Below are 25,528 nucleotides of genomic sequence, written 5' to 3'. Positions count from 1 at the left end.
CATGAACGCGCCCGCTTTTCACCTGGTACGTCCTCCGGTTGCGCTACAACCATTACTCAGCGTCAAGCATGTCAGCCTGGAATACCGCACGGAGCAGCGCACCGTGCGCGCCACGCACGACGTCAGTTTCGACGTGTTCCGCGGCGACCGTTTTGTGCTGCTGGGTCCATCCGGCTGCGGCAAGTCATCCTTATTGAAAGCCGTGGCCGGCTTCATCGCGCCGCGCGCGGGCAGCATCGCCATGCAGGGCCAGCCCATCCAGAAACCGGGGCCGGACCGTGTCGTCGTATTCCAGGAATTCGACCAGTTGCCGCCATGGAAAACGGTGCTGGAGAACGTCATGTTCCCCTTGCTTGCCAGCAAGCGGCTGGACAAGCAGGCGGCCCGCGAGCGTGCCCATCACTGGATCGCCAAGGTGGGCCTGGCGGGCTTTGAAGACGCTCATCCGCATACTTTGTCGGGCGGCATGAAGCAGCGGGTGGCCATCGCCCGCGCCCTGGCCATGCAGCCGGAAGTGCTGCTGATGGACGAGCCGTTTGCCGCCCTCGACGCCTTGACGCGGCGCAAGATGCAGGAAGAGCTGAGCCGCCTGTGGGAAGAGCTGCGTTTTACCCTCGTCTTCGTCACGCATTCGATCGAGGAAGCGCTGGTCGTGGGCAACCGCATCCTGCTGCTGTCGCCCCACCCTGGCAGGGTGCGCGCCGAACTCAACAGTCATCAGTTCGGCTTGCACAGCGCGGGCAGTGCGGAATTCCAGGCGGCCAGCAGCCGCATCCACGGCTTGCTGTTCGATGAGGAAGTGGTTCCCGTTCAGCAAGCAGAGCCTGTCCACCGGGAGGCCGTATGAACGCGCTGCTGGAGCCACCGATTCGCCAGGAATTCGTCTACGCGGCGCCGCCGCCGGCCGGTGTCGCCGTCGAGCTGCCGCTGTCGCGCTGGCAGCGCTGGAGCCAGCATGCGCTATGGCGCAAGGCCTTGATTTTGCTCAGCCTGGCCCTGCTGTGGGAAGGCGCGGCGCGCTGGACGCACAACGATTTATTGTTGCCCGGTTTTCTGCAGACGGCGCAGGCGTTTATCGGCGGCATCGCCAGCGGTGAATTGCTGACGCGCACGGCCGCGTCCCTCGTCGTCTTGCTGCAGGGCTATGCGGCGGGCGTGCTGGCCGCCTTCGTGCTGACCTTGCTGGCCGTGTCGAGCCGCATCGGGCGTGACGTGCTGGAAACCCTGACGGCCATGTTGAATCCCTTGCCGGCGATTGCCCTGCTGCCGCTGGCCCTGCTGTGGTTTGGCCTGGGACGTGCGAGTTTGATCTTTGTCATCGTCCATTCCGTGATGTGGCCGCTGGCCCTGAACACGTATGCGGGTTTCCAGGGCGTGCCCGAGACCCTGCGCATGGCGGGCCGCAATTATGGCTTGAGCGGCTTGCGCCTGGTGCTGCACATCCTCGTGCCGGGCGCCTTGCCGTCCATCGTCTCGGGTTTGAAGATAGGCTGGGCATTCGCCTGGCGCACCCTGATCGCGGCCGAGCTGGTATTTGGCACCACGTCGGGGCAGGGCGGCCTGGGCTGGTATATCTTCCAGAACCGTAACGAGCTGTACACGGACAAGGTGTTTGCCGGCCTGGCGGCCGTCATCGTCATCGGTTTAATCGTGGAAAACATCGGCTTTCGCACCCTGGAGCGCGTGACCCTGAAACGCTGGGGCATGCAGCGGTAGTTATCTCACCATACTTATTTCAGGATCTTGCGCGCCGCCGCGATGATTTGCCGCGACAGCTGCTCCATGCGCGGCGACTGCACCTTCCACGTGTGCCAGTACAGGGCCACGTCGGCCGGCGTCTTGGGGGTGAGCATTTCCACCAGCTCGCCATCCGTGTTCGCCTTCAGCAGCAATTCCGGCACCATGCCGTAGCCGAGGCCGTAGCGGATGGCGTTGAAGTGCGAGGTGGCGCCCGGCACGTAATGGCAGGGGTAGGCCCCTTCGGGCAGCCCCAGCGCCTCTTGCAGGAACGATGACTGCAGGGTGTCCTTGCGCGTGTAGGCGACGACGGGCGCCGTGCGCGCCGCCTTGCGCGTCAGGCCGTGCGGGAACCACTGCTGGCGGAACGCTTGTGTGGCCACCAGCCAGTAGCGCATCACGCCCAGCGGCTCGGCCGTGCAGCCGCGCATGGCTTTGGCTTCCGTGCTGATGCAGCCGATGGCCATGCCCGTCTCCAGCAAGGTGTAGGTGTGGTCCTGGTCTTCCACGGTCAGGTCCAGCAGCACGCGCTCGCGTATCAACACCTCGGACAGGGCGGGAAAGAACCAGGTGCCCATCGAGTCCGCGTTCAGCGCCAGCACCAGGGTCAGCGGGGCATCCTGCTGCACCGCCAGTTCCGCCTGCAAGTCCGCTTCCAGCAGCTTGGCCCGCTTCAGATACTGCATCAGGCGCTGGCCCATGCGCGTGGCGCGCGCGGGACGGCTGCGCACGATCAGCGCATTGCCCAGCTGGCTTTCCAGCGCCCGCACGCGCTGCGAAATGGCCGGTGACGTCAGATGCAGCCGCAACGCGGCCTGCTCGAAACTGCCCGTTTCGACGACGGCGCGGAACGCTTCCGTGTGCTTGGGATTGAGATCCATGACCACTGCCTAACATAAGAAAAATTTATCAATACTAAATAATACTTACTTTTTATAAGGATGGGTGTGTTGCAGTGCACAATGTCTCTTTGATGGAGCGCCGCGCGCGGCCTCCTGGCAGCAAGGGAATATCACCATGGAAGCACAAGCGAACGACCACACCCCCCGCAAGCCGCAGTCTAAACTGGCGCGCAAGCTGAAATTCGGCCTGGGATTGACCCTGGGCCTGGGCTTGTCCGCAGCCCTGGCGGGCGGCTGGTGGCTGCGCCAGGCGTGGCAGGACTTGCCGGCCGTCGAGCACCTGGCCCAGTACAAGCCCGCGCTGCCGCTGCGTATTTTCTCCAGCGAAGGCGAGCTGCTGGCCGAGTACGGCGAAGAGCGCCGCGAGTTCCTGCCGCTGAAGGAGATCCCGCTGCGCATGCGCCAGGCCTTGCTGGCCATCGAGGATGCCCGCTTCTACGAGCATGGCGCCGTGGACTTTTATGGCTTGACGCGCGCCACCCTGGCCAACGTCGTCACGGGCCACCACGCGCAGGGCGCCAGCACCATCACCATGCAGGTGGCGCGCGACTTTTTCCTGTCGCGCGAAAAGACCGTGCAGCGTAAACTGACGGAGATGCTGCTCGCCTACAAGCTGGAACAGCACTACGGCAAGGACAAGCTGCTGGAACTGTACATGAACCAGATTTACCTGGGCGAACGTTCCTACGGCTTTTCCGCTGCCTCGAACATTTATTTTGACAAGCCGCTGGCCGACGTCAGCATCGCGGAAGCGGCCATGCTGGCCGGCTTGCCGAAAGCACCGTCGGCCTACAACCCCGTCGCCAATCCGCAGCGCGCCACCGTGCGCCAGCATTACATCCTGCAGCGCATGCGCGAACTCGGCTACATCGCGCCGGCCGAATACGACGCCGCCGTGGCGGAAAAGCTGGCCCTGAACAAGGACCGCAACAGCTCCGTGCACGCGGCCGCGTATGCGGTCGAGGAAGCGCGCCAGCTGATATTGCAAAGCTATCCCGAAGGCGCCTACAGCATGGGCCTGGACGTGACCACCACCATCCGCATGGAGCCGCAGCGGGCGGCCGACAAGTCGCTGCGCGATGGGCTATTGAGCGCGCAGGCGCGGCGTGGCTATCGCGGCCCGGAAGCGCGCCTGGGCGCCTCCGCAGACAGCGTGGCGCGCCAGCTGGCCGCCTATCCGGACAGCGGAGAAGTGCGCGCCGCCCTGGTGCGTAAGGTCGAGACGAGCGGCAAGCGCCAGCTGACGGCGCAGCTGCGCAATGGCGACGAGATCGTGCTGACGGCATCGGACGCGCGCCTGGGCGGCAAGCTGCCGCTCGACGGCAAGCGCGCCATCGTCGAGGGCAGCGTGATCCGCGTGGTGCACGACGCGGCGAAAAAGCGCTGGCTCGTGAGCCAGTTGCCCGAGATGGAAGGCGCGCTCATTTCCGTCGAGGCGCACAGCGGCGAAATCGTCGCCATGGCGGGCGGCTTCGATTTTTACCGCAACCACTATAACCACGCCATGCAAGCCTACCGCCAGCCCGGTTCCAGCTTCAAACCCTTCGTGTATTCGGCGGCGCTGGAAAAGGGATATTTTCCCGGGACGGCCGTGGACGATACGCAGCGCCTGCTGCTGCCGCAGGAGACGGGCGCGCAGCCGTGGCGTCCGCGCAATTACGGCAACAACTATGAAGGCTTCATCAGCGTGCGGCGCGGCCTCGTGCGCTCGAAAAACCTGGTCGCCGTCAGCCTGATGCAGGCGGCCGGCCCCGGCTACGTGCAGCACTACGCCACGCGCTTCGGCTTCGAGGGCGCACGCAATCCCGTTTCCCTGCCGCTGGCGCTGGGCGCGGGCGCCGTCACGCCGCTGCAGCTGGCGCAATCGTATGCCGTGTTCGCCAACGGCGGCGTGCAGATGCCGCCCAAATTGATCAAGGAAGTGCGCAGCCGCAGCGGCGCGGTGTTGTTCAGCGACGCGGCGCCGCGCGCCAAAGGCGTGCCGGCAGAGGGCACGCAGGTCATCTCCACGCGCAATGCCTACGTCATGGACAGCATGCTGCGCGACGTCGTCAAGAGCGGCACGGGACGCGGCGCGCTGGCGCTGGGGCGCGGCGACGCGGCAGGCAAGACGGGCACGTCGAACAATGCGTACGACGCCTGGTTCGCCGGCTATTCCTCGGGCCTGGTGTCCGTCGTCTGGCTAGGCTACGACCAGCCGAAAAGCCTGGGCAATGCCACCGGCGGCACCCTGGCGCTGCCCGTCTGGCGCGACTACATGCAGGTGGCCGTGCAGGGCCGCCGCGAGCAGGTGCTGGCCGAACCGCCAGGCCTGGCCCTGCTCGACGGCGACTATGTGTATGCCGAATACCTGGCCGGCGACTGCCTGAAGGATAACTTCGCCTTTATCCATAGCAGCGTCGGCTGCGGCAGCGGCGGTGCCGATACGCGCATGGCGCGCGGTGAAGCGGGCGATGGCGGCTCCAGCACGGGCACGAGCGAGGCGCGCACCCTGAGCGAAGCGCGCGAACGCGAACAAATTCTCAAATCATTTTCGGAAGAGTAAGACCATGCTGCTATATACGATTTACCTGGTGGCGATTGTCGCCGAAGCGATGTCCGGCGCCATCATGGGCATGCGGCGCGGCATGGATTTGTTCGGCATTTGCATGATCGGCACCGTCACGGCGCTGGGCGGCGGCACCGTGCGCGACGTGCTGCTGGGGCACTATCCGCTGGGCTGGATCGCGCATCCCGAATACCTGCTGTTTACCATCGGCGCGGCCATTGTGACGGCCTTTGTCGCACGCTACCTGCACCATCTGCGCGCCATCTTTTTGCTGGTCGACGGCCTGGGCCTGGTGGCGTTTTGCGTGATTGGCTGCGACATCGCCATGTCGGCCAAGATGCATCCAGCCATCGTCGTGCTGGCGGGGATGATCACGGGCGTCTTCGGCGGCCTGCTGCGCGATATCCTGTGCAACCAGATTCCCCTCGTGCTGCAGCGCGAAGTGTATGCCACCGTGGCCCTGTTCACGGGTGCCCTGTATGTTGGCCTGCTGCACTTCAAGGTCGACAGCTCGGTGGCGCAGCTGGCATCCATCGGCGCGGGCTTTTTGTTCCGTTTCCTGGCCTTGCATTTCGAGTGGCGGCTGCCGAATTTCAACGGCGACCGCATACGGGGTTTTGAGTAAGACGGCAGCCACGTGCATATTTTTGCGCAAATTTAACCCCTTTTTCTGCGCCGCTGCGTTTCATGTTGCACACCCCAGTCAACCGGAGAAGAAGCGATGTCCAGTGCTCTCAAGATCACATTGATACTGTCCCTGCTGCTGTCGGCAGGCAGCCACGCCGCCGGCACGGCGCCGCGCAAGACCCTGGCGCCGTTCGCCAGCGAGCAAGCCTTGAGCGCCTACCTGCAGCAGCTGCAGGCGCGCCAGGCGGCGCTGCAAAGGGAGCAGCAGAAACTGCAGCGCGCCACGGCGCAGTACATGTCGGCGCCACCGGCCCCTCCCGCGCCGATGGCGGCGAAAGCGGCGCCGGCGGCATCGGCAGAAGCGGCGGAATCCGTCACCAATGTGCAGACGGCGGGCGTGGACGAAGGCGGCATCGTCAAGCTGCATGGCAGGCACCTGGTGATGCTCCGGCGCGGCAAGCTGTTTACCGTGCAGGTGGGCGGCAATGCCCTGCAGCCCGTCGCCTCGCTCGACGCGTACGCGCCGGGCAGCGACCCATCGGGCAGCTGGTATGACGAGATGCTGCTCGACGGCGATACGGTGGTGGTGATCGGCTACAGCTACAGCCGGGGCGGCACGGAAATCGGCCTGTTCGACATCGACGCGGACGGCAAGCTGGCCTACCGCTCGACTTACCATTTGCGCTCCAACGATTACTATTCGTCGCGCAATTACGCCAGCCGCCTGATCGGCAGCAAACTGGTGTTCTATTCGCCCCTGTCGCTGAACTTGCGCCGGGGCGACCCGTTCGGCGGCTTCCCCGCGCTGCGCCGCTGGCGCCCCGATGCCGTGCCGTCCGATTTCAAGCGCATCGCCCCTGCCACGCGCATCTACCGCACCGATGAAGAGCCCGAACCAGGCTTTGGTCTGACCCTGCATACGGTCACCGTGTGCGACCTGGCACAGCGCGACATGCGTTGCGAAGCGACCGCCGTGATGGGGCCGCAGGGGCGCGTGTTTTACGTGTCGGGCGAATCCGTCTTCGTGTGGACCACGCGCCGCGGCAGCGACTCGGGCGTGTTCCGCATTCCCCTCGATGGCACGGCGCCCAGCGCCCTGAAGGTGGCGGGCGCGCCCATCGACCAGTTCTCGTTCCTGGAAAGCGCTGATGGCCACCTGAACGTCCTGCTGCGCGCCGAGGGCCAGGGCGACGCCATGTGGGATGGCGCGCGGGGGCGGGGCGACATGGCCCTGCTGCGCGTGCCATTGGCGTCGTTTTCCGATGGCCGCGACAGCGCGCCCGCCGGCAGCTACAAGCCGCTGCCCGGTGGTGGCGGCTACGGCCTGCAGAACCGTTATGTCGGGTCATATCTGTTGTACGGCAATCCGGGCAATGCGGGACGCCGCAAGGCCGATCAGGCCTGGCCGCGCCAGCCCCTGTACGCCGTGCGCTGGGCCGACGCGGGCGGCGTGCAAGCCTTGTCCCTGCCGCACGGCGTGGAGCGCATCGAGGCGCTGGGCAATGATGCGGTGGTGATTGGCGCACAGGGCAGGGATTTGCACTTCAGCACCATCGGCCTGGGGGCGCAGGCGGCGGTCGCCACGCGCTACATCCGCGCCGACGCGGCGCAGGGCGAGTCGCGCAGCCACGGCTTTTTCTACAAGCCGCAAGCTCAAAATGAGGGCCTGATCGGCTTGCCCATCCTGGGCGCGGACGAGCGGCCTGGCCTCAACAAGTCAGCCGCCTCCGTCCTGTATCTGCGCAACAGCGGTTTGACATTGACGGAACTGGGCGCGCTTGCCGCGCGGCCGGGCCAGGCGCCGGACGACGGCTGCCGCGCATCGTGCGTGGACTGGTATGGCAATGCGCGGCCCCTGTTCCTGCAGGGCCGGGTCTTCGCCTTGCTCGGTTATGAACTGGTGGAAGGGGCGCTCAGGGATGGACAGATCCGCGAAGTGCGCCGCATCAGCTATGCGCCCATCGTACCCACTGTACGCTGACGGCGTCGGGAAATTGCCGCTGCCGCGCAGTTCGGCTACACTGATTCGCATGCCCGACACTTTATTGACCGCGACGGATGAAGACCTGATGCTGCGCTACAGCGCCGGCGACCTGCCGTCGTTTCGCGAGCTGTACCGGCGCCACAGCCAGGGGCTGTACCGCTTCGTGGCCTGGCGTTCGCCGCGCCGCGCGTGGGTGGACGAGATCGTGCAGGATGCGTGGGCCAGCCTGCATGCGGCGCGCGCCGGCTACCAGCCGCAGGCGGCGTTTCGCACCTATCTGTACCAGATCGCGCGCAACCGCCTGATCGACCTCCTGCGCCAGCGGGAAGGACAGGAACACGACGGCGTGGGCGAACTGGCGGACGAGGGCGCCTCGCCGCCGCAGTCGCTGGAGCAGAAACAGCAGCATGCACGGCTGCATGCGGCCATCGCCGCGCTGCCGGCGGAACAGAAGGAAGCGCTGGTGCTGCAGCAGTTCAGCGGCATGAGCATCCTCGAGATCGCCGTGGTGACGGGGGCGGAAGCGGAAACCGTCAAGAGCCGGCTGCGCTACGCCATGCAGAAATTGCGCGCGGGCTTGGACAGCGCCGCTGGCGCGGGAGGACAGGCATGAATACGCACAATCACGACGAACCGAATGACGAGGAATTGAACGCGTTGCTGGCCAGCCTGCCGCAGCCCGCGCCTTCCAGCGCGCTCGATGCGGCCATCCTGGCCGACGCTGAAAAAGCATTGGCAAAACCCGTTGCCGCGAACGACAGCGCCGATGGCGTGCGGCGCACCTTACCGGCCAAGAAATCGCCCGATTACCTGCAGCGCTGGCGCGTGCCGCTGGGACTGGCCGCCGCCGTGCTGTTGACGGTAAACCTGATCGGTGTGGACTGGTTCGGGTCGAAACCGGCGCAATTTCCCGTCGTAGGGGAACCGCTCACGCAGGAGGTGATGTCCGCACCGGCCGCTGCACCTGCCACTGAGTCTGCGCCACCGCGGCCAGCACCGCGCGCCATGACCAAGGCGGCACCGAGGCCGCCGGCGCAGGCCGAGCCGGTGCCAGCGCACGTGTCAGTACCCGTTGCTCCCCCTGCGCCGCCGCCACCGCCGCCACCGCCGGCGCCTGCTGCGGCAATGGAGCAGCAAGCCGCCATTCAGGCTGAAGCCGGCCTGCAACGCCCGGCGCTCGTGCAGCGCGCGCTGGCCATGCCCGCTCCCGTGGCGGCCCGCTCCGCGCCGCTGCCGCCGCCGGTAAAGCTCGACGCCTCCGTATGGCTGGTGAAGATCGACGCCCTGCTCAAGGCGGGCGAGGATACCCTGGCGCACGAGGAGTGGACGGCGTTCCGGCAGGCATATCCCGACTATCCCGTGGCCGAGGAGCTGCGGCAGCGGCTGGAAAAAAAGTAGCGCGTTACACGATCCCCTTCCTGCGTTCCCACACGGCGCTGCCGACGAAAATGGCGCAGCACACCCACATCACGGCAGGCAGGGCGTTCACGCCGACTGATTGCATCAGCACGCCCGTCAGCAAGGGGCCGCCGCCGCTGGTGACGCCCCAGGTGGCGTTGACGATGGCGCTGGCGCTGGTCAGCGACAGGCCCGTAAAGCGCTCGCCGCAGGCCACCAGCGCCAGCATGTAGATGCCGCCCGCCGCCGCGCCCAGCAACAGCAGCAAGGTCCACCACAGCCACGGCGTGCCGACGGCGAAGGGCAGCAGCGGCAGCAGCAGGCAGACGGCCACGCCGCAGCCCGCGTGTACCCTGGCGCGGCCAAAGCGGTCGGCCATCCATCCCAGCGCGAATTGCAGGCCCGTGTCGCCCACCAGCACCACGGTGGCCGATAGCAGGGCCAGGTCCGTGCCGATGCCGTGCTCCATCGCGTACAGGGGCAGGAGGCTCAATGCCAGGGTGTCGAACAGGGCGAAGAAGGCGGCGCCCAGCACGATCATCGGCATGCGCGGCAGGATCAAGATCCACTTCACGCCCTGTTCCTCCGGTTCGCGTTCCGGGCCGCCGTTCGAGATCAGCATCAGGCCCGGCACGGCCAGCAAAAACAGCAGGCCGCAGGCGGCGAAGCTCCAGCTGATCTTGTCGTTGAAGAGGGCCACGAGGGCAGGGCCGATCAGCTGGAAGAAGGTAAAACTGGTGGTGTACATGGCCACCACGCGTCCGCGCGAATTGTCGGGCGCCAGGCGGTTCACCCACGCTTCGCCGATGGTGAACAGCACGCCCATGGCGCCGCCGAACAGGAAACGCAGCACGCTCCACGCCAGCAGATGATCGGTGAACTGCATGGCGATCGTCGCCAGCGACGCCACCCAGACGGCGCCCAGCATGGTGGCGCGCGCGCCGAAGCGCCCCACCCAGCGCGAGACGAATGGCGAGGCGGCCAGGATGCCGAGCGCGCTGACGGCCGTGATCATGCCGATGATGTCCGTGCCCACGCCGCGCTGGTGCAGGGTCAGCGCCGTCAACGGCATGGTCGCGCCCAGGCCCAGGCCGACCACGCCGATGCTGACCACGAGGGCAAAGAAGTCGCGCCATGGCATGTGCTTCATGGCTGTCCCCGCAGGGTGAAAAAGGAGTTTCGGAAGGCTGGAAAGCGGTGTGGATGCATGGGAAAGTAAGGGACTTTGCCGGTGGCGCTGGTGTTTGGCGCCGGACGGGCATATGATGATTTTAATAAAGCAAGGCCGTAGTGTAGGCGATGTGTGCCGCCGTTGGCCACGTGTGGCCGTTTCTACCGGCTCTGCTGTACAGTGTAGCGAGCGGCAGCGCTGTCATGGCGCTGTCATTGGATCGTCACGCCAGCGAGGTAGCACCATGCGCCGTCCCATCGTTCTCGTTCCCGCCTGCCAGCGCCAGCTGGGCAGCCACGCCTGGCACATGGCGCAGGACAAATACCTGCACGCCGTGCTGCGCGGCGCCGGCTGCATGCCGCTGCTGCTGCCCGCCCTGGGCGCCGACGCCGACCTGGAAGCGGCGCTGCAGGTCGCCGACGGCGTGATGCTGACCGGCTCGGCCTCGAACGTCGACGCGCGCCTGTACGGCGAAGATATCCTCCATCCCGACCTGCCGCAAGACCCCGCGCGCGACGCCACCACCTTGCCCCTGATCCGCGCCGCGCTGGCGCGCCAGTTGCCGTTGCTCGCCATCTGCCGCGGCTTCCAGGAAGTCAACGTGGCCCTGGGCGGCAGCCTGCACCAGGCCGTGCATGCGATGCCGGGCATGATGGACCACCGCGAGAACGTGCTCGATACCCTGGCGCGCCAGTACGCATCCGCGCACCGCATCAAGCTGATGCCCGACGGCGTGCTGTCGCGGCTGCTGGGCGGCGAGAGCGAAATGATGGTCAATTCCCTGCATGGCCAGGGCATCGCGCGGCTGGCCGACGGCTTGCTGGTGGAAGCGCTGGCCGACGACGGCCTGGTGGAAGCGTATACGGTGGCCAGCGCCGCCGGCTTTGCGCTGGCCGTGCAATGGCACCCGGAATGGCAGGTGGAAGACAATCCGCAGTCCATGCGGCTGTTCGGCGCCTTCGGCCAGGCGTGCCGCGATTACCAGGAGCAGCACAGAAAGACAGAATGACAGGCGCGCCGCCCGCAGCACGCGGCGTTTGATCAAGACCAGCGAGAGGGAAACATGGCAATACGCGAAAATTTCACCTATACGGATATGGATTTGTGGCTCAATGAAAAGCGCGTCACGGAAATCGAATGCCTGGTGCCCGACTTGACGGGCGTGGCGCGCGGGAAGATCCTGCCGCGCGGGAAATTCACCCAGGAGCGCGGCATGCGCATCCCGGAAGCGGTGCTGGGCATGACCGTGACGGGCAATTATCCGGTCGATGATGGCGGCTACGACCGCGCCATTTCCAGCACCGACCGCGACATGATCTTGAAGGCCGATCCCACCACCATCACCATGGTGCCGTGGGCTACCGATCCTACCGCGCAGGTCATCCACGACTGCTATTTTTCCGATGGTGCGCTGGTCGATTTTGCGCCAAGATCCGTGTTGCGGCGCGTGCTGAAACTGTATGCGGACAAGGGCTGGAAACCCGTGGTGGCGCCGGAGCTGGAGTTCTACCTGACGGCGAAAAACACGGACCCCGACTTGCCCTTGAAGCCGCCCATCGGCCGCAGCGGCCGGGCGGAAACCAGCCGCCAGGTGTACAGCATCGACGCCGTCAATGAATTCGACCCGCTGTTCGAGGATATCTACGATTACTGCGAACTGATGAACCTTGACGTCGATACGCTGATCCACGAAATCGGCGCGGGTCAGATGGAAATCAACTTCTTGCACGGCGATCCATTAGGCCTGGCCGACAAGGTCTTCTTCTTCAAGCGCACCCTGCGCGAAGCAGCGTTAAAACACGATATGTACGCCACCTTCATGGCCAAGCCCATGGCGGGCGAGCCGGGTTCCGCCATGCATGTGCACCAGAGCGTCGTCGACGCGAAGACGGGCTTGAATATCTTCAGCAACGAGGACGGTTCGGCCGCGCCCATCTTCAAGCATTACATCGCGGGCCTGCAGCGCTACATGCCGTCGGCCATGGCCATCGTCGCGCCCTACGTGAACTCCTACCGCCGCATCGTGCGCCACACGGCCGCGCCGATCAACATCCAGTGGGGCCTGGACAACCGCACGGTGGGTTTCCGCGTGCCCGAGTCGGGCGTGCAGGACCGCCGCGTGGAAAACCGCATCATCGGCGCCGACGCGAATCCCTACCTGGCCCTGGCCGTCACCCTGGCCTGCGGCTATCTCGGCATGACGGAACAGCTGGAAGCGACGCCGATGATGGTGGGCAGCGCCTACGACATGAAATTCGAGCTGCCGCAAGGCTTGCCCGAGGCCCTGCAGCTGCTGCGCGCGGAAGACAAGCTGCGCACGGTGCTGGGCGAGCGCTTCATCGACGTGTATGCGGCCATCAAGGACCTGGAGCACCAGGAATTCATGACCGTCATCAGTCCGTGGGAGCGCGAGCATCTCTTACTGCACGTATAAAGGATCACCTATGAGCACAACAAACAATCCGCTGGCGCCGAGCGCCGCTTTTGTATCGTCCGTGGCGCAAAAGAACGCGGCGCCGCAGGTGTACGACACGGCCGCCATCCAGCAGATGGATTCGGCCCACTACCTGCATCCGTTCACCGACTTCCAGGACCTGGCAAGCAAGGGCGCGCGCGTGATCGTGCGCGGCGACGGCGTCTACCTGTGGGATAGCCAGGGCAAGAAGATCGTCGACGGCATGTCGGGCCTGTGGTGCGTCAACGTGGGCTACGGCCGCACGTCGATTTCGCAAGCCGTGTACAAACAGATGGAGACGCTGCCCTTCTATAACAGCTTCTTTGGCACGACGAACGTGCCGGCCGCGCAGCTGGCGGCCAAGCTGGCGCAGATATCGCCGCCGCAGTTCCAGCACGTGTTCTTCACCAGTTCCGGCTCGGAAGGCAACGACACGAATTTGCGCATGGTGCGCCGCTACTGGGATATCCTCGGCTACAAGGAGCGCCACACCATCATCAGCCGCCACAACGCGTATCACGGCAGCACGGTGGCGGGGGCATCGCTGGGCGGCATGGACGGCATGCATGCGCAGGGCGGCTTGCCGATACCGGGCATCGCGCATATCGGCCAGCCCAATTACCTGGAGTCGGGCCACGGTTTGTCTCCGGAAGCCTTCGGCTTGAAGGCGGCCGGCTGGCTGGAAGACAAGATCCTCGAGATCGGCGCCGACAAGGTGGCCGCTTTCATCGGCGAACCGGTACAGGGCGCGGGCGGCGTCATTATCCCGCCATCGACGTACTGGCCCGAAATCGGCCGCATCTGCGACAAGTACGGCATCTTGCTGATCGCCGATGAAGTCATCTGCGGCTTCGGCCGCCTGGGGCGCTGGTTCGGCTCCGAGCTGTTCGGCATCAAGCCCGACCTGATCACGTTTGCCAAGGGCGTCACCTCGGGCTACGTGCCCCTGGGCGGCGTGCTGGTGGGCGACAGGGTGGCCAAGGTATTGATCGAGCGGGGCGGCGAATTCACGCACGGTTTCACGTATTCGGGCCACCCCGTGGCCTGCGCGGCCGCGCTGGAAAACATCCGCATCATCGAGGAAGAGCAGCTGGTGGCCAAGGTGGCCGAGGACACGGGACCGTACCTGAAGCAGTGCTTCGCCAGCCTGGGTGAGCATCCGCTGGTCGGCTATGCGGACAGCTGCGGCCTCGTCGCGGGGCTGAACCTGGTGCGCCGCAAGGGCGCCACCGTGCACGACAACGAGCTGTTCGACGAGGGCCAGGGCGTGGGCATGATCTGCCGCGGCCACATGTTCGACAACGGCGTCATCATGCGCGCCGTGGGCGAACGCATGATCGTCGCCCCGCCGCTGGTGATGACGCGCGCGCAGATCGATGAGATGGTGGCGCTGATACGGCTGTGCCTGGACAAGACGTATGACGAGGTGAAGGCGAAGGGCTGGGTGTAGGTTTTTGCCCAATTTTGCCGCCATCTGCGTATTTTTTGGACCGCAATGGCGGCAGTTCCGCTAAACTTCCATCTTGGCCGCTACTACAGCGGCCAGTTTTTCATTTTGACACCCTCTTACCCAGAAGCTACCCACACATGACGATAGCAACACCTGCCGCGTCGGCCAGCGACGCCCAAGCGCCTTTCTTGCTGATTGATCAGCTGGTCAAGGAATTCGATGGCGTGCGCGCCGTCGATGGCATTTCCGTGACGATCAACAAGGGCGAGATTTTCGCCCTGCTGGGCAGCTCAGGTTGCGGCAAGTCGACCCTGCTGCGCATGCTGGCCGGTTTCGAGACGCCGACCTCGGGGCGTATCGCCCTGGCGGGCAACAGCATCGTCGACGTGCCGCCGCACCAGCGGCCCATCAACATGATGTTCCAGTCGTACGCGCTGTTCCCCCATTTGTCCGTGTGGGACAACATCGCCTTCGGCCTGCGTCGCGACGGCTTGCCGAAAGCGGAAGTGGCGGCGCGGGTCGAACAGATGCTGGCGCTGGTGCAGTTGGGGCAGTACGCGAAGCGCAAGCCGCACCAGCTGTCGGGCGGCCAGCAGCAGCGCGTGGCGCTGGCGCGCAGCCTGGCCAAGCGTCCGCAATTGCTGCTGCTCGATGAGCCGCTGGGCGCGCTGGATAAAAAACTGCGCGAGCGCACGCAGATGGAACTGGTCAACATCATCGAACAGGTGGGCGTCACCTGCGTGATGGTCACGCATGACCAGGACGAGGCCATGAGCATGGCCACGCGCATCGCCGTCATGAGCGAGGGGCGCATCCTGCAGGTGGGCGCGCCGGGTGAAATCTACGAGACGCCGAACTGCCGCTTCGTCGCCGACTTCATCGGCAGCGTCAACCTGTTCGATGGCCGCATCACGGAAGACGAACCCGATCACGTGGTCATCGACACGTCCGACGGCCGCCACTATGTCGCGCATGGCATCACGGGCAACCTGGGCATGGATGTCTCGGTGGCAGTGCGCCCCGAAAAGATCGGCATCCAGACAGAACCGCCCGCCTTGGAAGAACGCGCTTCGCCAGCGGAACACGGCTACAACTGCGCCCAGGGCGTGATCGTCGCCATGGCGTATTTTGGCAATGAAACCAGCTACCACGTACGCCTCGACAGCGGCACAGTGGTGAAAGTCTCGCGCACCAACGCGGCCCGCCACGACGCCGCACGCCTCGAGCGCGAACAGCGCGTGTGGGTGTGGTGGGATGGCGCCGACATCGTCGTGCTGACCAGCTGAGGCCATCATGACGTCCATTCTGCAATCGCTGCGCAAGCTCGTCACCCTGCGTTGGGTCACTGGGCGCAACGCCGTCATCGCCGTGCCCGCGCTGTTCCTGACGGCCGCCTTTTTGGTACCGTTCCTGATCGTGCTGCGTATCAGCCTGTCCGACATGGACACGGCGGGCAGCCCGTTCGGCGGCCTGCTATCGTATGTCGACGGCATCGTCGTGCTGAAGGTGAAAATCGCCAACTACCTGTTCATCGCCGCCGACGAACTGTATCTGCTCACCTACCTCAGTTCCATCAAATACGCGGCCATCACCACGGCCATCTGCCTCTTCATCGGCTACCCGTTCGCCTACTTCATGGCGCGCGCCAGGCCATCGATCCGGCCCGTGCTGATGATGCTGGTGATGCTGCCGTTCTGGACTTCCTTCCTGCTGCGCGTGTATGCGTGGAAGGGCATCCTGGCCAACCACGGCTTGCTCAACGACCTGTTGCTCGCGCTGGGCGTGGTGAGCGAACCGCTGCACATGATGAACACCTCGTTTTCGCTGGTGGTCGGCATGGTGTATGCCTATCTGCCGTTCATGATCCTGCCCCTGTACGCCAACCTGGTGAAAATGGACGTGCGTTATCTGGAAGCGGCGGCCGACCTGGGCGCCACGCCCCTGCAGGCGTTCTGGCGCATCACCGTGCCCCTGTCGAAGTCGGGCATCATCGCCGGCGCCATGCTGGTGTTCATTCCGTCCGTCGGCGAATACGTGATTCCCGAGTTGCTGGGCGGTCCGGAAACCCTGATGATCGGCAGAGTGCTGTGGGATGAATATTTCACCAATAACGACTGGGCCATGGCCTCGTCCGTGACGGTGCTGGTGATCCTGCTGATCCTCGTGCCGATGGCCATTTTTAACAAATACAAGACCGACCAGGACGCGGAGGAGCGCACATGAACGGACGTACCTTCCTGCAGCGCTGGTTCGGGCGCGGCTGGCTCTCGCTGGGCTACTTGTTCCTGTACCTGCCCATCATCGTGCTGATCGTCTTCTCGTTCAACAGCTCGCGCCAGGATATGGTGTGGAGCGGCTTTTCGCTGCGCTGGTACAGCGAGTTGATGAACGATGCGGAAATCATCTCGGGCTTCGGTTTATCCCTGAAGATCGCCTTTATGTCGGCGACGTCTTCCGTCATCCTCGGCACCTTTGCCGCCTTTGCCCTGACCAGCTACCAGCGCTTCCGTGGCCGCACGGTGTTTTCCGCAATGGTCAGCGCGCCTTTGGTGATGCCGGAAGTGATCATCGGCCTGTCCCTGCTGCTGATGCTGGTATCCATGCAAAAGGTCTTTGGTTTCCCCGAGCGGGGCGTGCTGACCATCTGGCTCGGTCACACCCTGCTGGGCATGGCGTATGCGGCCGTGGTGGTGCAGTCGCGCCTGCAGGAAATGAGCAAATCGCTGGCGGAAGCGGCCATGGATCTGGGCTGCCGCGCGCACCAGGTGTTTTTCCTCGTAACCCTGCCGAACATCACGCAGGCATTGGCCTCGGCCTGGCTGCTGACGTTCACCCTGTCGCTCGACGACGTGGTGCTGTCCGCTTTCCTGTCCGGTCCCGGTTCGACGACGATGCCGCTGGTGATCTTTTCGCGCGCGCGCCTGGGGCTCGATCCGCGCGTCAATGCCATCGCCGCGCTGACCATCCTCGTCGTGACCATCGCCGTCATCGCGTATGCCGTGATGCTGGCGCGCGCCGACCGCAGACGCCGCAAACAGATGTCCGCGGCGTATTCGCTGGACCAGGAGTAAGCTGCTTGTAAACTGACACAGGAGACGACCATGACGGAAAACACCAGCTGGCACGCACGGGCCGCAGCGATCAAGATCGATGGGCGCGCCGTCATCAACGGCGAACGGGTCGCGGCCAGGGCCGGCCAGACTTTCGACAATCTGTCGCCCATCGACGGGCGCTCGCTGGGGCAGGTGGCCCGCTGCGACGGCGCCGACGTGGAGGCGGCCGTGCAGGCCGCGCGCGCCGCCTTTGACGACCGCCGCTGGGCCGGTAAGTCGCCGGCGCAGCGCAAGCGGATATTGATCAAGTTCGCCGACCTGGTGCAGAAATACGGTCCCGAGCTGGCCCTGCTGGAAACCCTGGACATGGGTAAGCCGATCAAGTACAGCCAGAGCGTGGACGTGGGCGCCACGGCCAACTGCCTGCGCTGGTATGGCGAGGCGATCGACAAGGTCTACGATGAAATCGCGCCGACACCCGCCAACAGCCTGGCCCTGATCACGCGCGAACCGGTGGGCGTCGTCGCCGCCATCGTGCCGTGGAATTACCCGATGATCATGGCCGCCTGGAAGATCGCGCCGGCCCTCGCGGCCGGCAACAGCGTGATATTGAAACCGTCGGAAAAATCGCCATTGACGGCGCTGCGCCTGGCCGACATCGCGCTGGAAGCGGGCGTGCCGGCGGGCATATTCAACGTGCTGCCAGGCTACGGCAACGAGGCCGGCGCCGCGCTGGCGCTGCACATGGACGTCGATTGCATCGGCTTTACGGGTTCCACGCGCACAGGGAAATTGATCGTGCAGATGGCGGGCCAGTCGAATCTGAAACGGGCGTGGACGGAACTGGGCGGCAAGTCTGCCAACATCGTGTGCGCCGATTGCCCGGACCTGGACAAGGCCGTGGCGGCCGCCGTCGGCTCGATCTTCTTCAACCAGGGCGAAAGCTGCAACGCGCCCTCGCGCCTGTTCGTGGAAGAATCGATCAAGGATGCATTTATCGCCAAGGCGCTGGCCATGCTGCCCCGCTTCCAGCCAGGCGATCCGCTCGACGAAGCCACCGTCATGGGCGCCATCGTCGACGCCACGCAGATGCAAACGGTGATGGGCTATATCGCGGCCGGCAAGAGCGAAGGCGCGCAGCTGCTGGGCGGCGGCGAGGCCGTGCGCCTTGATACGGGCGGCCACTACGTGCAGCCGACCATCTTCGGCGTGGACGCCGGCATGACGATCGCGCGCGAAGAGATTTTCGGGCCGGTCTTGTCCGTGCTGGGCTTTACGAATATCGCGGAAGCCATCCAACAGGCCAATGCCACGCCCTACGGCTTGCAGGCGGCCGTGTGGACCTCGGACATCACCAAGGCCATCCAGACGGCGCGCGCCCTGCGCGCGGGCACCGTGCACGTCAACCAGTACGACGGCGACGATATCACCGTGCCGTTCGGCGGTTATAAACAGTCGGGCAACGGGCGCGACAAGTCGCTGCACGCGCTGGACAAGTACACGGAGCTGAAGACGACGTGGATACAGGTGGGGTAGGCGTATTGTTGGCCTAAAAGCCAGGGTCAGACCCGACGGGTCTGACCCTGGATTTCATCTGCGGACTAAAGCGCCAATCAGTGGCTCGCTAAGTGCAATCAGAAGCAGTGTTCCAGCGCCGGGAAGCTGCCGTCCTTGACGGCTTTGACGTAGCCGGTGACGGCTTCGTCGATGCTGGCCGCGCCTTCCATGAAGTTGCGCACGAAGCGCGCCTTGCGGCCTGGGAAGACACCCAGCATGTCGTGCATGACGAGGACCTGGCCCGAGCAGTCGGGACCGGCGCCGATGCCGATGGTGGGAATCGTCAGCATGTCGGTCACTTCCTTGCCCAGTTGCGACGGCATGGCTTCCATCAGCACGATGGCGGCGCCCGCGTTTTGCAGCACCAGTGCGTCGTTTTTCAGCTCGGCGGCGCTTTCCGTGCTCTTGCCCTGCACCTTATAGCCGCCCAGCTGATGCACGAATTGCGGCGTCAGGCCGATGTGGGCGCAGATGGGGATGCCGCGCTCGGTGAGGAAACGGACGGTCTCGGCCAGCCAGGCGCCGCCTTCGATCTTGATCATGTGCGCGCCCGCCTGCATCAGGATGACGGCGTTGGCGTAAGCCGTTTCAGGCGTGCCGTACGCGCCGAACGGCAGGTCGGACAGGATCATGGCCGACTTGCTGCCGCGCGCGACGGAAGCCGTGTGGTAGGCCAGTTCGGCCACGGTGACGGGCAGGGTGGAGTTCAGGCCGTTGCAGACCATGCCGAGCGAATCGCCGATCAACAGGATCTCCACGCCGCAACGGTCCATCAGGGACGCGAAGCTGGCGTCATAGCAGGTCAGCATGGAGATCTTTTCACCGGCGGCGCGCAACGTGGCCAGGGTATGGATGGTCACGGCCTTGTTGGCGACAGGCTTGGATGGCGCCGGCGCCGGTGTGGCGGCCTTGTCTTTTGCGGCCAGATCTGTTCCTTGCAAATAAGCGGACATAGGTATTCTCTAGAGTGAAAGGGGTGTGATGCTATTGCGACGCCGCTAGTGTAGTACTTTATAGGGCGGCGTGCAGGGGCGGCATTGTAGAGCAATGCCGCGTGGCGCTCAGAGTTGGCTGATGGCCTGGTCCGACACGCCCGCCAGATAGTCTTGCGCGGGGCCGCGTCCTGGCACGGCGATGTCGGGCGCCAGGGCCAGCAGCGGCACCAGCACGAAGGCGCGCTCCGTCAGGCGCGGATGGGGCACCGTCAGTGTGGCGCTGGCGATCTGTTCATCGCCGTACAGCAGCAAGTCCAGGTCCAGGGTGCGCGGGGCGTTGCGGTAAGGCCGTTCGCGCCCGTGCGCCGCCTCGATGGCGTGCAGGGCCAGCAGCAGTTCCTCCGCCGGCAGGGTGGTCGTGATGCGCGCCACGGCGTTGATGTAGTCGTCGCCGCTGGAATCGATGGGCGCCGTGCGGTAGCTGGCCGAGGCGTCCAGCAAGCTGGCGCCGGGCAGACGCGCCAGACGCGCGATCGCATCCTGCACATTCGCGCGCGCGTCGCCCAGGTTCGCCCCGATGCCGATGTAAGCAATCACTGACATTATTCGCCGCTGGTGCCGCCGGTGGTGGTGCCGCCACCCGTTTTGCTGCGCGTGCTGCGGCGTGGCGGACGCTTCTTCTTGACGGCGCCCGGTGCTGCATTCGCGCTGACGAGCAGCGCTTCGCGCGTTTCCTCGTCGCCTTCATAGAACGCGGTCCACCATTCGCCGATATCCATGTCGATCTCGCCCGAGGCGCAGCGCAGCAGCAGGAAGTCGTAGCCGGCGCGGAAGCGCAGGTGTTCGAGCAATTTGTACGGCGCTTTGCCGACGCGGCGCTCGAAGCGCGGCTGCATCGACCAGATGTCGCGCATGTCGGAGCCGATCTTGCGCTGCAGGGCCAGTTTTTCCGTTTGCGAGTCGAGCACGTCGTCGGCCGCCAGGTGCAGCGCGGGGATGGTCGACTCGCCGGCGGCGCGGTAGGCCGTCCATTTTTCCAGCACCTGGTGCCACAGCAGCGAGGCAAACAAAAAGCCCGGCGAGACGGTCTTGCCGGCGGCGATGCGCTGGTCGGTCGCGTCCAGCGCCAGGGTGACGAATTTCGCGCCCAGCGGCTGTTCCAGCACCACGTCGAGCAGCGGCAGCAGGCCGTGATGCAAGCCTTCCTTGCGCAGCTGCTGCAGGCAGGCCAGCGCATGGCCGCTCATCAGCAGTTTCAGCATCTCGTCGAACACGCGCGGCGCCGGCACGTTGTTGATCAGCGGCGCCATGATGGGAATCGGCGCGGCCGTGTGCGGCTCGATGGTGAATTTCAGCTTGGCGGCAAAGCGCACCACGCGCAGCATGCGCACGGGGTCTTCGCGGTAGCGCTCTTCCGGCTTGCCGATCATGCGCAAGGTCTTGGCGCGGATGTCTTCCACGCCGCCGTGGTAATCGAGCACCTCCTGCGTGGCCGGGTTGTAGTACATGGCGTTGATGGTGAAGTCGCGGCGCAGCGCGTCTTCGTGCTGCAAACCGAAGGTGTTGTCGCGCAGGACGCGGCCATGTTCATCCTTGGGCGCGGAATCGGCGCCGGCACCGCGGAAGGTCGTCACTTCCAGCAAATCCTGGCCGAACATCACGTGTACGATCTGGAAGCGCTTGCCGATGATGAAGGCGCGGCGGAACAAGCGCTTGACCTGTTCCGGCGTGGCGTCGGTGGCGATGTCGAAGTCCTTGGGTTTCACGCCCAGCAGCAGGTCGCGCACGGCGCCGCCGACGACAAAGGCCTCGAAGCCCGCTTCCTGCAGGCTGCTGGTGACGCGGATGGCATTCGACGACACCAGTTTCGGGTCGATTCCGTGTTGCGCAGGACCGAGCACGATGGGAGCCGTGGTGTCGCGCGCTGCCTCTTTTTTAACGCCGAGGATCTTGCGGATGAATTTTTTAATCATTGAATAAGTGGAGTGATGGCCAGCCGTGGAGGGATGCGTGTGCTGTCAACGCGGCATTGGGATTGGTTGCGACCGGGTGGGTCACGACCGACAGCAGGGGAATGTCGTTGTGCGAATCGCTGTAAAAATAGCTGCGCTCGAACTGTCCCAGTTCCTTGCCCATCTTTTCCAGCCAGGCGTGGGTGTGGGTCAGCTTGCCCGCGCCCAGAGTCGGCGTGCCCAGCAGCTTGCCCGTGACATTGCCTTGCTCGTCATATTCGGGCATGGCGGCCAGCAGGTGTTCGACGCCCAGTGCATCGGCGATGGGTTTGGTGATGAAATGGTTGGTGGCCGTGACGATGGCCAGCAGGTCGCCCGCGTCCTGGTGTTGTTTCAGCAGGGCAACGACTTCCGGGCGGATCGCCGGCAAGACCACTTCGGCCATGAATTGGCGGTGCAGCGCTTCCAGGCGTTCGCGCGGGAATTGCGCCAGGGTGCCGAGGGAAAATTCCAGGTATTCCACCGGATCGAGCGTGCCGGCCTGGTATTGCGCGAAAAATTCGTCGTTGCGGCGGGTGAATTCGGCGGCGTCCACGGCACCGATGCGTACCAGGAATTCGCCCCACTCGTGATCCGAGTCGATGGGCAGCAGGGTGTGGTCGAGGTCAAACAGGGCCAGATTCATCATTCTTTCGCTTCCGCCTGCAGCAACTCGCGCAACAATGGCAAGGTGATCGGGCGTTGGGTTTCAAGGGAGTAAAGGTCGAGAGAGTCCAGCATCGTCGACAGCGAACGCATGTCGCGCCGGAAATGGGACAGCAGATAGGGTAACACGCCCGGCGACAAGGTCAAGCCGCGGGTGGTGGCCGCCTGGGTCAGGGCGGCGATTTTTTCATCGTCGGTCAAGCCGTGGATCTGGTAGATCAGGCCCCAGCCCATGCGCGTGCGCAAGTCTTCGCGCACGGGCAGCACGGCGGGCGGGACGGCGCCGCTGCACACCATGAACGCCTGGTTGGCACGGATTTCATTGAACAGGGCAAAGGCGTCGATCTGCGCCAGCGGCGACAGCTTTTCGCAGTCGTCGAGCAGGTACAAATCCACGTCGGGCGAATACACGAATTCGGACTCGATCGAGAATGGCGAAATGTAGCGCGCGCGCTCAGTGCTGGCCAGGGCCTTGAGCAGGTGGCTCTTGCCGGCGGCCAGTTCGCCCCACAGGTAGGCAAAATGTTCGCGCGACGTGCGCGCGGCGAACTGGCGCATCAGCTGCGCCACTTCGGCATTCTGTCCCACCTCGAAGGTATCGAGGCTGTGCGCCTGGTCTGTGCCTAAATCGAGCACCAGTTGTTTCATGGCGTACGCCTTGTCCTGTTTTTCATTACTGCATGTGCATCGTGGTATTGCTAGGTTGATATGATATCCGCTTTTACTAGGTATTATAGAAGCTGCTGGAGAGGTAGTGGCGTCTTAGATGCTTAAAAGCGACCATCAGGACGGCAGAAGCGGGTAAGGCGAGCAAAACGCCGACGAAACCGAACAGTTGTCCGAAGGCCAATAAGGCGAAGATCACGGCCAGCGGGTTCAGGCCGATGCGCTCGCCGACCAGGCGCGGCGTGAGGAAAAAGCCTTCGATGACCTGGCCGCAACCATAGATGACGGCCACGGCGATGACGCCGCTCCAGTCGGCAAACTGCAGCAGGGCGGCGATCAGCGCCAGCATCAACCCCAGGCCGAAGCCCAGGTAGGGGATGAACACGAGCAAGCCCGTGATGATGCCCACAGGCAATGCGACTTCAAAACCGGCGATGGCCAGCGCCACCGAGTAATACGTGGCCAGCACCAGCATGACGAGCAACTGGCCGCGCAGGTATTGCGCCAGCAGCGTGTCGACTTCCTGCGCCATGCCCACGGTGCGGCCGACCCAGCGGCGCGGCACGGCGCCGGCGATGCGCGCCAGCATCGGATGCCAGTCCAGCAACAGGTAGAACAGCACCACGGGAATCAGCACCACGGTGGCCAGCCAGCCCAGCACGGCCGTGCCGCCGATGCGCGCCGAGGCCAGCACGGTGCTCCAGATTTCATCGCCGCTGGTGGCCATCTGCTGGCTCAGCATGCGTTTGATGCCCGTGCCGTCCAGGCGCACGCGGATGCCCAGGTCGCGCAGTTTCGGCGCGAGGAACTCGTTCGCCTTGCTCAGAAATTGCGGGATTTGCGCCTGCAGCAGGGGAATTTCCTTTTGCAGCACGGGCACGACGATGAGCACCAGCGCCGTAATGGCGAGGAAAAACAACGCTACGACGACCAGCACGGCAAGCGGGCGGGGCACGTAAAAACGCTTGTAATGGAGGCGCTGCAATCGGTCCACGCCGGGATTGAGCACATAAGCGAGGATGGCGGCGGCCAGGAAGGGCGTCAGGATAGGACCCAGGCTGACGAGCAGCAGCAAGAATGCCAGCCAGACCGCGATCCAAAATGCTGTTTGCTTCTGCTCGGCGGTGATGGCGAATGGCATGTAGTTTGTGCTGTTGCGTTAAAAAAAGGCAGTTAATTACGAAATGGCGGGGCAGTTTGATAAAATAGCGACTTGATCGACCGAATTCACCCGCTGGCGTCCTGCCGCACGATGTTGAAAAACATGCTTGCGCGCGCGTGCCGGCGGGTATCCGCCTTCTATTTTACCGCCTCCGCTGCCACCACACCATGAACCAGACTTCTAATGTTTCCCTTTCCTACCGTGACGCTGGCGTCGATATCGACGCAGGCGACGCTTTAGTCGAAGCAATCAAGCCGTTTGCCAAGCGCACCTTGCGCGAAGGCGTGATGGGCGGCCTGGGCGGTTTTGGCGCCATGTTTGAAATCAGCAAGAAGTACAAGGAACCGGTGCTGGTCTCGGGCACCGACGGCGTCGGCACCAAATTGCGCCTGGCGTTCGAACTGAACCGCCATGACACGGTCGGCATCGACCTGGTCGCCATGAGCGTTAACGACATCCTGGTGCAAGGCGCCGAACCGCTTTTCTTCCTCGACTATTTTGCCTGCGGCAAGCTGGACGTGGCCATCGCCACCGACGTCATCAAGGGCATCGCCCAGGGTTGCGAACAAGCCGGTTGCGCGCTGATCGGCGGCGAAACCGCGGAAATGCCGAGCATGTACCCGGCCGGCGAATACGACCTGGCAGGTTTTGCCGTCGGCGCCGTGGAAAAATCGAAAATCATCGACGGCACCAAGATCGCCCCAGGCGACGTGGTGCTGGGTCTGGCCTCGTCGGGCGTGCACTCGAATGGTTACTCGCTGGTGCGCAAGATTATCGAAGTGGCAAAACCGGACCTGGAAGGCGACTTCCATGGCCGTAAACTCGCTGACGTGCTGATGCAACCGACGCGCATCTACGTCAAGCCACTGCTGGCCCTGATGGATGCCATGGAAGTGAAGGGCATGGTGCACATCACCGGTGGCGGCCTGGTGGAAAATATCCCGCGCGTGCTGCAGCCTGGCCTGGTGGCCGAGCTGGACTCGAAGGCATGGACCATGCCGCCGCTGTTCACATGGCTGCAACAGCACGGCGGCGTGGCTGACGCCGAAATGCACCGCGTCTTCAACTGCGGCATCGGCATGACCGTCATCGTCTCGCAGGAAAACGCGGACGCCGCTATCGCGCAACTGCAAGCAGCCGGCGAAACCGTCTCGCGCATCGGCACCATCCGCGCCCGTAACGGCGACGAGCATCAGACCATCGTCATCTAAGCTGTCGCTTGAATA

Annotated in this window: 23 protein-coding genes; 15 read left to right on the top strand and 8 right to left on the bottom strand. The window is 64.5% G+C overall.

Going from position 1 to position 25,528, the window contains the following annotated elements:
* Position 1 precedes the first annotated feature (1 nt).
* Both IGS61_RS08055 and IGS61_RS08050 read left to right on the top strand, forming a co-directional pair.
* Entirely contained in the window at positions 2–847 is an 846-nt protein-coding gene (locus IGS61_RS08055) for an ABC transporter ATP-binding protein (RefSeq protein WP_230539108.1), read from the top strand.
* Entirely contained in the window at positions 844–1,716 is an 873-nt protein-coding gene (locus tag IGS61_RS08050) for an ABC transporter permease (protein ID WP_230539107.1), read from the top strand. Before IGS61_RS08055 ends, IGS61_RS08050 begins: the two co-directional genes overlap by 4 nt.
* A 14-nt stretch (positions 1,717–1,730) precedes the next feature.
* Here the strand turns inward: IGS61_RS08050 and IGS61_RS08045 are convergent, their stop codons facing one another.
* A complete protein-coding gene (locus tag IGS61_RS08045) occupies positions 1,731–2,624 on the bottom strand; it encodes an HTH-type transcriptional regulator ArgP (protein WP_230539106.1) in 894 nt (297 codons plus the stop codon).
* A gap of 130 nt (positions 2,625–2,754) precedes the next feature.
* On the opposite strand from IGS61_RS08045, the gene IGS61_RS08040 reads away from it, so the two are divergent.
* From IGS61_RS08040 to IGS61_RS08020, 5 genes are all read left to right on the top strand, one after another.
* Positions 2,755–5,184: a penicillin-binding protein 1A gene (locus IGS61_RS08040; RefSeq protein WP_230539105.1), complete on the top strand. Its 2,430-nt coding sequence runs from the start codon at positions 2,755–2,757 to the stop codon at positions 5,182–5,184.
* A 4-nt stretch (positions 5,185–5,188) separates the two neighbouring features.
* A complete protein-coding gene (locus IGS61_RS08035) occupies positions 5,189–5,812 on the top strand; it encodes a trimeric intracellular cation channel family protein (protein ID WP_035822575.1) in 624 nt (207 codons plus the stop codon).
* Between the two features lie 96 nt (positions 5,813–5,908).
* Complete coding sequence (locus tag IGS61_RS08030; protein ID WP_230539104.1) at positions 5,909–7,795, top strand: beta-propeller domain-containing protein; 1,887 nt, start codon at positions 5,909–5,911, stop codon at positions 7,793–7,795.
* Positions 7,796–7,844: 49 nt separating this feature from the next.
* Positions 7,845–8,411, top strand: coding sequence for a sigma-70 family RNA polymerase sigma factor (locus IGS61_RS08025; protein ID WP_230539103.1), 567 nt, complete (start codon positions 7,845–7,847; stop codon positions 8,409–8,411).
* The gene (locus IGS61_RS08020) at positions 8,408–9,196 is read left to right on the top strand and encodes a hypothetical protein (protein WP_230539102.1); all 789 of its coding nucleotides are present in this window, start codon (positions 8,408–8,410) and stop codon (positions 9,194–9,196) included. The genes IGS61_RS08025 and IGS61_RS08020 overlap by 4 nt, the downstream gene beginning before the upstream one ends.
* Before the next feature lie 4 nt (positions 9,197–9,200).
* Here IGS61_RS08020 and IGS61_RS08015 read toward each other — a convergent pair whose 3' ends face one another.
* Entirely contained in the window at positions 9,201–10,346 is a 1,146-nt protein-coding gene (locus IGS61_RS08015; protein WP_230539101.1) for an MFS transporter, read from the bottom strand.
* A 265-nt stretch (positions 10,347–10,611) separates the two neighbouring features.
* Here IGS61_RS08015 and IGS61_RS08010 point away from each other — a divergent pair, with 265 nt between their 5' ends.
* The 7 genes from IGS61_RS08010 (at position 10,612) to IGS61_RS07980 (ending at position 18,861) form a co-directional block, all read left to right on the top strand.
* A complete protein-coding gene (locus IGS61_RS08010) occupies positions 10,612–11,376 on the top strand; it encodes a gamma-glutamyl-gamma-aminobutyrate hydrolase family protein (RefSeq protein WP_230539100.1) in 765 nt (254 codons plus the stop codon).
* 54 nt (positions 11,377–11,430) lie between these two features.
* The gene (locus IGS61_RS08005; RefSeq protein WP_099376355.1) at positions 11,431–12,801 is read left to right on the top strand and encodes a glutamine synthetase family protein; all 1,371 of its coding nucleotides are present in this window, start codon (positions 11,431–11,433) and stop codon (positions 12,799–12,801) included.
* A 10-nt stretch (positions 12,802–12,811) separates the two neighbouring features.
* Positions 12,812–14,272: an aspartate aminotransferase family protein gene (locus tag IGS61_RS08000; protein WP_268993786.1), complete on the top strand. Its 1,461-nt coding sequence runs from the start codon at positions 12,812–12,814 to the stop codon at positions 14,270–14,272.
* A gap of 137 nt (positions 14,273–14,409) precedes the next feature.
* Positions 14,410–15,558 carry an ABC transporter ATP-binding protein gene (locus tag IGS61_RS07995; protein ID WP_230539099.1) on the top strand — a complete coding sequence of 383 codons (1,149 nt, stop codon included), beginning with the start codon at positions 14,410–14,412 and terminating at the stop codon, positions 15,556–15,558.
* Positions 15,559–15,565: 7 nt separating this feature from the next.
* Positions 15,566–16,495, top strand: coding sequence for an ABC transporter permease subunit (locus IGS61_RS07990; RefSeq protein WP_230539098.1), 930 nt, complete (start codon positions 15,566–15,568; stop codon positions 16,493–16,495).
* Positions 16,492–17,343: an ABC transporter permease gene (locus IGS61_RS07985; RefSeq protein ID WP_230539097.1), complete on the top strand. Its 852-nt coding sequence runs from the start codon at positions 16,492–16,494 to the stop codon at positions 17,341–17,343. The genes IGS61_RS07990 and IGS61_RS07985 overlap by 4 nt, the downstream gene beginning before the upstream one ends.
* A 30-nt stretch (positions 17,344–17,373) precedes the next feature.
* Entirely contained in the window at positions 17,374–18,861 is a 1,488-nt protein-coding gene (locus tag IGS61_RS07980) for an aldehyde dehydrogenase (RefSeq protein ID WP_230539096.1), read from the top strand.
* Positions 18,862–18,959: 98 nt separating this feature from the next.
* Here IGS61_RS07980 and panB read toward each other — a convergent pair whose 3' ends face one another.
* The 6 genes from panB to IGS61_RS07950 form a co-directional block, all read right to left on the bottom strand.
* The gene (gene panB / locus IGS61_RS07975) at positions 18,960–19,835 is read right to left on the bottom strand and encodes a 3-methyl-2-oxobutanoate hydroxymethyltransferase (protein ID WP_230539095.1); all 876 of its coding nucleotides are present in this window, start codon (positions 19,833–19,835) and stop codon (positions 18,960–18,962) included.
* A gap of 108 nt (positions 19,836–19,943) precedes the next feature.
* A complete protein-coding gene (gene folK / locus IGS61_RS07970; RefSeq protein WP_230539094.1) occupies positions 19,944–20,420 on the bottom strand; it encodes a 2-amino-4-hydroxy-6-hydroxymethyldihydropteridine diphosphokinase in 477 nt (158 codons plus the stop codon).
* Positions 20,420–21,790 carry a polynucleotide adenylyltransferase PcnB gene (pcnB, locus tag IGS61_RS07965; protein ID WP_230539093.1) on the bottom strand — a complete coding sequence of 457 codons (1,371 nt, stop codon included), beginning with the start codon at positions 21,788–21,790 and terminating at the stop codon, positions 20,420–20,422. The genes folK and pcnB overlap by 1 nt, the downstream gene beginning before the upstream one ends.
* Complete coding sequence (locus IGS61_RS07960) at positions 21,783–22,454, bottom strand: HAD family hydrolase (protein ID WP_076566473.1); 672 nt, start codon at positions 22,452–22,454, stop codon at positions 21,783–21,785. Before IGS61_RS07960 ends, pcnB begins: the two co-directional genes overlap by 8 nt.
* Entirely contained in the window at positions 22,454–23,122 is a 669-nt protein-coding gene (hda, locus tag IGS61_RS07955; protein WP_230539092.1) for a DnaA regulatory inactivator Hda, read from the bottom strand. The genes IGS61_RS07960 and hda overlap by 1 nt, the downstream gene beginning before the upstream one ends.
* Before the next feature lie 76 nt (positions 23,123–23,198).
* On the bottom strand, positions 23,199–24,281 hold the full coding sequence (locus IGS61_RS07950; protein ID WP_230539091.1) for an AI-2E family transporter: 1,083 nt from the start codon (positions 24,279–24,281) through the stop codon (positions 23,199–23,201).
* 188 nt (positions 24,282–24,469) lie between these two features.
* Here IGS61_RS07950 and purM point away from each other — a divergent pair, with 188 nt between their 5' ends.
* Positions 24,470–25,513: a phosphoribosylformylglycinamidine cyclo-ligase gene (purM, locus tag IGS61_RS07945; RefSeq protein ID WP_034746051.1), complete on the top strand. Its 1,044-nt coding sequence runs from the start codon at positions 24,470–24,472 to the stop codon at positions 25,511–25,513.
* Positions 25,514–25,528: the final 15 nt, after the last annotated feature.

It is taken from the genome of Janthinobacterium sp. FW305-129 (genome assembly GCF_020858115.1).
Lineage (GTDB): Bacteria > Pseudomonadota > Gammaproteobacteria > Burkholderiales > Burkholderiaceae_D > Janthinobacterium.
This window is presented reverse-complemented; position numbering and strand designations above follow the sequence as displayed.